The following is a 7,100-nucleotide window of genomic DNA, read 5'->3' as shown; positions in this document are numbered from 1 at the left end:
AACCAGACGCCGAAGACGGTAAGCACGGCCAGCCAGGAGAGCAGCGAATGGCCCGAGAGCAGGCTCGTGAGCGTGGGGCCGACCACGGGAATGGCTTCGAGGAAGGGGAGATTGACCGAAGGCACCGCCTTGGAGGGCAGGTTGATTGAGGTGCCCTTGTCGCCGCCCGTCGCCCGGGAGAGCGCGAAGACCGTGCCGCCCGTGGCCAGGATGTTGACGGCAAAGCCGACCAGGATGATGTCGGCCTTGAAGCGCAAATGGAACAGCGCCATCAGCGCGCCCAGCATGGCCCCGGCACAGAGGCCGGACAGCACCGCCACATACCAGGGCGCATAGACCGAGACGATGACGGCGGTGAGCGCGGCAATGAGCATCATGCCTTCGAGCGCCACGTTGAGCGCGCCCGACAGGTCGGAAATCAGCCCGCCCATGGTGGCGAACAGCAGGGGCGTGGTCGTGCGGATCACGGTGACGAAAAAGGTGGCCGACAGGACCGTCATCAGCAAGTCGATCATTTGGCGGCCTCCGGCGCGGGGGTAGCCCTGGGCGCGCGGCCCAGAAGGCGGGCGAGCGCGGCCCGGCCCGGCAGGGTGAAGGAAGACGCAACCAAAAGGATGATGATGGCCTGCACCACCGAAATCATCTCGGTGGGCACGTCGGTGCGCAGGCCCATGAGCTGGGCGCCCTGGCGCAGATAGCCATAGGCCAGCGCCACGAAGGGCACCGCCAGCGGGCGGGAGCGGGCGACGATGGCGATGAGAATGCCTTCGAAGGCAAGATTGCCGTCAAAATTCTGCGCCAGATTGCCGAAGGCGCGGCCCTGCACGAAGACGGCGCCGAGCAGGCCGCCAAAGGCGCCGGCCACCGTCATGGCCGAAACCATGATGACGCCGGAGCGAATGCCGGCATATTCGGCGAATTTCGGATTGTGCCCGACCAGCCGCAGCTTGAGCCCCCAGCTGGTGCGATAGAGCAGGAACCAGACCAGTGCCGTGGCGACCAGCGCCACCACGATGCCCAGATCGAAGCGCGTGCCGGGAACGATGGCGGGGAAGATGGCGGCTTCGGGGAATTTCGCCGTCATCAACTGGCCGGTGCCTGCAGGAGCCAGATGGGCGCGGATGAGATAGTTGACCACCAGGATGGCGATATAGTTGAGCATCAGCGAGGACACGATCTCGCTGGCCCCGAACCGCGCCTTGGCATAGCCGGGAATAAAGCCATAGGCGGCGCCCGCCAGCATGGCGGCGAGCATGGCGGCCGGAATGGCAAGGGGTGTCACCCCGAGGGGCGACATGGCGACCAGGGCGGCGCAGAGCCCGCCCATATAGACCTGGCCCTGCACGCCCATGGAAAATTGCCGCGCCTGAAAAACGAGGCTGAAGGCCAGCCCGGTCAGGGTCAATTTGGCAACGTCGTCGATCCACAGCCCGATGGTGCGGTTTGAAGAAAGCGGCGCGGTGAGCAGGGTGCGGAAGGCCGCGCCCGGATCGGCGGAGGTGGCGAAAATGACGACCAGCGCCACCGCCAGCGCAATGACCACGGCGGTGAGGGCGCGCCCGGTTTCGCGCGCAATGGCGGCGAAGCGGGGGGAGGAAAAAAGGCTCATTTCAGCGCTGCCCGCATGACTTCGGGTTCCTGGGTGTCGAGGCCGAGCATATAGGTGCCCAGCGTTTCGGGCGTCAGCTCGTCGCTATTGTGGAAGGCGGCGACGATGCGGCCGCGATAGAACACCACGAGCCGGTCGGACAGAGCCAGCAGCTCGGACAGATCGGCGGAGCTGAGCAGCACCGCGGCGCCGCCATCGCGCGCCTGGGTGAGCGACTTCCAGATGAACTGGGTGGCGCCCAGATCGACGCCGCGCGTGGGCTGGTTGACCAGAAGCAGCCGGGGCTGTTCGGAAAGCTCGCGCGCCACAACCACCTTCTGCATATTGCCGCCCGAAAGCGTGGCCACGGCAAAGCCGGGACCGCCGGCGCGGATGGAGAAGCGCTCGATCAGCGCCTGAGCATGGGCCTTTACGGCCTTGAGATCGAGCAGGCCCTTGCGCACGAACCGCCTATCGGCCAGCCGCGTGGCGACAAGATTTTCGGCAATGGTCGAGCCGGCGGCGAGCCCGCGCACCAGCCGGTCCTCGGGAATGCTGGCAAGGCCCTTTTCGCGCCGTTGCAGGATGGAGAGCCCGCCCAGGCTTTCGCCATAAAGGGTCACCTCGCCGCCGGCGATGGGCCGCAGGCCGGCAATGGCCTCAAGCAATTCGGCCTGGCCGTTGCCCTCGACGCCGACAAGGCCGAGGATTTCGCCGGAATGCACCTTGAGGTCGAGACCCTGGGCAATGGTGGCGCCCAAATCGTTGGCGATGGCCAGGGAGCGCACTTCGCAGGCGACATCGCCGCGCGCGGGGGCGCGCTCGACGCGCAGGGTGATCTCGCGGCCCACCATCATGGTGGCCAGGCTCTCTTCGGTCACCTCGCTGGCCTTGACCGAGCCGACAGTGCGGCCGGCGCGCATGACGGTGATGCGGTCGGAAATCTCCAGCACTTCGGGCAGCTTGTGGGCGATGAAAATGACAGTGCGCCCCTGCGCCACCAGCGCGCGGATGGCGACGAACAGCTCTTCCACCTCCTGGGGGGCGAGCACGGCGGTGGGTTCGTCGAGAATGAGAATGCGGGCGTCGCGGTAGAGCGCCTTGAGGATTTCGACGCGCTGCTGCTGGCCGACCGGCAATTCGCCCACGGGGGGAAGCGGATCGACGGCAAGACGGAATTTTTCCGAGAGCGCGCGCACCTCGGCGATGGCCTTTTCGCGATCGAAGCGGATGCCCTTGCGCGGCTCGGAGCCGAGCACGACGTTTTCATAGACCGAAAAAGACGGCACCAGCGAAAAATGCTGGAACACCATGCCGATGCCGTGGTCGATGGCTTCGCGGGGGTTGGCAAAGGAGACGGGACGCCCCTCGAGGCGCAATTGGCCGCTATCGGGCTGCTCGATGCCGAACAGGATCTTCATCAGCGTGGACTTGCCGGCGCCGTTTTCGCCCACAACGGCATGGACCTCGCCGGGCGCGACGGATAATTCCACCCCGTCATTGGCGCGCGTGCCGCCCGGATAGGTCTTGCCGATGGAAATGGCTTCGAGCAGGGGCGCCATCGCATATCCTCAGGAAAAGATGCGGCCCCGCCGGAGCGGGGCCACGCAGGCTTACTTCATCGCGGTTTCGACGGCGATCTCGCCGGAGATGATCTTGGCTTCCTGCGCATCCACCTCGGCGCGCACCTCGGCCGGGACCAGCTTTTCGTAATAGCTGTTCTTGGCGATGCCGACCGCGCCATCGGCCAGGCCGAGCAGCAGGTTGGTGCCATAGGGGGCGGTGCCGTCCAGCGTCTGCACCAGGGCGGTGTAGAGGGAATCGCCGACCTTCTTTTCCACCGAGGTGAAGATGACATCGGCCTGGGCCGGGTCGGTGGCCTCGAAGATCAGCGCCTGATCGCTGTCGACGCCCACGGCCAGCTTGCCTTCGTCACGGGCGGCCTGGAGCGCGCCGATGCCGGTGCCGCCGGCGATGGGGAAGACGATATCCACGCCCTGGGCGAACTGGGCCAGAGCCAGCTCCTTGCCCTTGGCCGGATCGGTGAAGGTGCCGGCGACGGCGCGGGTCAACTCCACATCGGGGTTGGCGGCGCGGGCGCCCTGCTCGAAGCCCACGGCGAATTCGAGGATGGTGGCGCCTTCGACGCCCAGGATTTCGCCGATCTTGCCGGTCTGGCTGATCTTGGCGGCGGCATAGCCGGCCAGATAGGCCGCAGTGGAGACGCGGTAGTTGATGGCCAGGATATTGCCGAGATTGCCGGCGGAGAAATCGGGCGCGTCATCGAAGATGATGAACTTGGTGTCCGGATAATCGGGGGCCAGCTCGGCCATGAAGCCGGTCATTTCCCAGGTGCCGGCGATGACCACGTCGAAACCCTGATCGGTGGCATCGGCCAGGGCCGGCTGCCAGCGGCCGCGATCGATACCGGCCTCGATGACGGTGACATCGACCGGCAGCTCGGCCTCGGCCCGCGCCAGCCCCGCCGCGGCGCTGTCGAGGAAGCTCTTGTCGCCCAGCGTGCCGTGCACGACCAGCGCCACCTTGAGCGGGTTTTCGGCGGAATAGTCCTGCGCCATGACGGCGCCGGCGGATACCGTGGCCAGAAGGCCGGCGGTGAAGAGGCCGGCAAAGGCGCGGCGATTGAGTTTGAACATGGTCATTGACGGCACTCCTCGTGGTTTTTCAGCAGTCAGACTTATGGGCGGTAGGCAACGGAAGCCCGGTAAAGGGCGACCAGACGGTCGATCTTGGCCTCTTCGATGAGGGTGACCCTGGGCGTTCCCAGACGCCCGGACGGATCGACCACGGTCATACCGCGGGTGATGCCGGGGGCGAGCGCCACATCGACCGAAGCGGTCACCGACTTGGTGACGATATCGGGCTCGATGACGGCGGCGATGGCCAGCGGATCGACGAAGCGGAAATGGTCGGGGCCGCCATAGCCCAGCGTGGTCTTGCGAGCGTGATCGACCAGGGCCGCCGAGAACTGCTTTTGCGGGCTGTCGGGAATGTCGGCCAGCAGCGCATCGACCTCGGCGCCGGTCATGAAATGGGAAACGCAGGGTTCCCACGGCGCGACCAGGGTTTCGATATCGGCGCCGAAGACCACCGAGGCGGCCTCGGGATCGGCATAGATGTTGAATTCGGCAGCGGGGGTGGTGTTGCCCCGGCCATAGACAGTGGCGCCCATGATGGTGAGCTGGCCGATGCCGGCGGTGATATCGGGCGCCAGACGCAGGGCCAGGGCCAGATTGGTCAGCGGCCCGATCATCAGCAGGTCGATCTTCTCGCCGGCTGCGGCGGCGGCGCGGAAGCTGTCGATGAGGTAGCCCACGCCATCATCGCTGGCCGGAGCGGGAATGGCGGCGGGGCGCGGCGCGCCGCCGAGCCCATCCTCACCATGGATATATTTGGCGTCGATGATGGGCTGGGTGAGCGGGCGGTCGGCGCCCTTGTGCACCGGCACTTCGGGCAGGCCGGCGACGGCCAGTACGGTGAGCATGTTGCGGGTGGCCGCATCGAGCCCGACATTGCCGAAAACCGTGGTGATGGCGTGGGGCGTGCGGCCCGCCCCGATCAGCATCAGCAGGGCCTGGGCGTCGTCAACGCCGCCATCGGTATCCAGGATAAGCTTGCGCGCCATGTCAGGCCACCTTGCGCGCGGCAGCGACGCGGGCCCAGAAATCTTGATAGGTCATGGAGTAATCTTTTTTGATGTCGTTGAAAGGGCGCCGCGTCAGCCGGCGGTCTTCCACCAGCTGCTCACCGCCGACCCAGAGGTGCCGGACGTCGCGGCCGCTGCCGGAATAGACCAGAAGCGTCTCGATGTCAGGGGTTTCCGAATAGCCGGGGCCGGAAATATCCACCGCAATGATGTCGGCGGCCTTGCCGGCTTCGAGCGAGCCGATCTCGTGATCGAGCCCCAGGGCGCGGGCACCATCGATAGTGGCCATACGCACCAGCTCACGGCTTGAAATGGGCTGGGCCCTTTCCTCGCGATGCGAAGCCACGAGCCCGGCGACGCGCATTTCGGCGATCATGTCATAGGCATTGTTGGCCGCGACATTGTCGGTGCCCAGCGCCACGACCACACCGGCGGAACGCAGCGCCACGGCCGGGCACATGCCCTCGCGGCCCGAGCGCAGGCCGGCCGTGGCGCAATAGGCCACCGACGCCGCAGGGGCAGCAGCGAAGATGGCAATGTCGTCCTCGGACAGATCGAGGCAATGGGCGGCATGGACGCGGCCGGCGAAGAAACCGTCGCGAGCCAGCGCCTGGGTGGCGGTAAGCCCGTAGCGCGACAGGGTCTCTTCATTGTCCTCGGGGCCGGCGGCCATATGCAGATGCATGCCGCAGCCATATTTGACCGCCAGATCGACCTCGGCGCGCAGCAATTGCTCGGAATTGTCGACATAGGGCGCGTGGGGGCCGAACCAGGGGACGATGCGCCCGTCGGGCGAACGCTGGCGCTCGATGAAGGCGGCGGCATTGCGCAGCTCTTCGTCGCCCCGCGCCTCGTCGCCCAATTGCACGATGCCATAGGCGATGACGGCGCGCAGGCCCGCGTCCCCCACGGCGGCGGCGATCTCATCGGCGAAGAAATACTGCTCGCAGAACGTGGTGGTGCCCGAAAGCGCCATCTCGGCGCAGGACAGCGCCACGGCGGGGCCGATATCGCTGGCGATCAGGGAAAGCTCGGGCTCGCGAATGGAATTGTACCAGCCCTCCATGGTCAGCAGGCTCTGCCCCTCGGAGCGGCCGCGAAACAGGATCATGGCCGAATGGGTATGCGCATTGACCAGGCCCGGCATGACCACATGGCCGGGCAGCGACCTCACCTCGTCGAAACCAGCCTCATCGGGGCAGGTTTCCATCGGCCCGACCCCGGCGATGCGCCCGTCGGCCATGGCGACCCAGCCGGAAGGAAAAACGGTGTCGTCACCATCGACCGTGAGGATGATCGCGTCGCGGAGAAGTGCAGAACCCATTTGACCTGCCGTTAGTAAAGCGCTTTACATAGCGATCTAACGCCAGTTTCAAAGCCATTGTCAAATGCAATCGGGCAGCAGGCGGGCCCTCTCAACAGCGGCGTGACCGTCGCTGCCCAATCCGGCAGGAAGCGCATGAGCCTCAACCCCTTCACCGCCGATCCGGCCATTCCCGAACGCCTCGCCCGGATCGGGCCGGAAACCCGCCGCCAGGTGCGGCAGGCGGCACGGGAGGCGCTGGCCGCCGCCGGGCCGCGGGCGGGCGGCGTCATCCCCCGCGACGCGGTGGAGGCGATGGTGCGCCGATTCGAGTTGAACTCGGTGCGCGAGCTGATGCTGGTGCTGCTGGAGCTGGCCAAGGAAGGCGCGCGGCCGCACATCTCCAACTTCCATGTCGGGGCGGTGGGGCTGGAAAGCGAGACCGGCGCCCTGGTGCTGGGCGGAAACGTGGAATTCCCCGGCACGCAACTGGGCTTCACCCTGCATGGAGAGGGGTTCGTGTTCACCCGCGCCATGAGCCG

At 66.5% G+C, this 7,100-nt stretch carries 7 protein-coding genes; 1 reads left to right on the top strand and 6 read right to left on the bottom strand.

Annotated features, from left to right (window positions below; translation table 11 throughout):
* The 6 genes from VDP82_RS11790 to VDP82_RS11765 form a co-directional block, all read right to left on the bottom strand.
* Positions 1 to 515 (bottom strand): ABC transporter permease subunit (locus VDP82_RS11790; RefSeq protein WP_416347108.1); only part of this gene is annotated, 515 nt, incomplete at its 3' end.
* Positions 512 to 1,609, bottom strand: coding sequence for an ABC transporter permease (locus tag VDP82_RS11785; protein WP_323015043.1), 1,098 nt, complete (start codon positions 1,607 to 1,609; stop codon positions 512 to 514). The genes VDP82_RS11785 and VDP82_RS11790, both read right to left, overlap by 4 nt.
* Positions 1,606 to 3,150: an ABC transporter ATP-binding protein gene (locus VDP82_RS11780; protein WP_323015042.1), complete on the bottom strand. Its 1,545-nt coding sequence runs from the start codon at positions 3,148 to 3,150 to the stop codon at positions 1,606 to 1,608. Before VDP82_RS11780 ends, VDP82_RS11785 begins: the two co-directional genes overlap by 4 nt.
* Before the next feature lie 51 nt (positions 3,151 to 3,201).
* Positions 3,202 to 4,251: a BMP family lipoprotein gene (locus VDP82_RS11775; protein WP_323015041.1), complete on the bottom strand. Its 1,050-nt coding sequence runs from the start codon at positions 4,249 to 4,251 to the stop codon at positions 3,202 to 3,204.
* A gap of 35 nt (positions 4,252 to 4,286) precedes the next feature.
* Positions 4,287 to 5,234, bottom strand: a complete 948-nt coding sequence (locus tag VDP82_RS11770; RefSeq protein ID WP_323015040.1) for a nucleoside hydrolase — start codon at positions 5,232 to 5,234, stop codon at positions 4,287 to 4,289.
* 1 nt (position 5,235) lies between these two features.
* A complete protein-coding gene (locus VDP82_RS11765; protein WP_323015039.1) occupies positions 5,236 to 6,579 on the bottom strand; it encodes an amidohydrolase in 1,344 nt (447 codons plus the stop codon).
* 135 nt (positions 6,580 to 6,714) lie between these two features.
* On the opposite strand from VDP82_RS11765, the gene VDP82_RS11760 reads away from it, so the two are divergent.
* The coding region (locus VDP82_RS11760) for a hypothetical protein (protein WP_323015038.1) at positions 6,715 to 7,100 on the top strand (386 nt) is incomplete at its 3' end.

The sequence above is a fragment of the Devosia sp. genome (genome assembly GCF_034675085.1).
Lineage (GTDB): Bacteria > Pseudomonadota > Alphaproteobacteria > Rhizobiales > Devosiaceae > Devosia.
This window is presented reverse-complemented; position numbering and strand designations above follow the sequence as displayed.

Bases quoted from the DNA above. Each gene is read 5' to 3' on its own strand.
- VDP82_RS11785 (WP_323015043.1), bottom strand. From the start codon at position 1,609: ATGAGCCTTTTTTCCTCCCCCCGCTTCGCCGCCATTGCGCGCGAAACC.
- VDP82_RS11780 (WP_323015042.1), bottom strand. From the start codon at position 3,150: ATGGCGCCCCTGCTCGAAGCCATTTCCATCGGCAAGACCTATCCGGGC.
- VDP82_RS11775 (WP_323015041.1), bottom strand. From the start codon at position 4,251: ATGACCATGTTCAAACTCAATCGCCGCGCCTTTGCCGGCCTCTTCACC.
- VDP82_RS11770 (WP_323015040.1), bottom strand. From the start codon at position 5,234: ATGGCGCGCAAGCTTATCCTGGATACCGATGGCGGCGTTGACGACGCC.
- VDP82_RS11765 (WP_323015039.1), bottom strand. From the start codon at position 6,579: ATGGGTTCTGCACTTCTCCGCGACGCGATCATCCTCACGGTCGATGGT.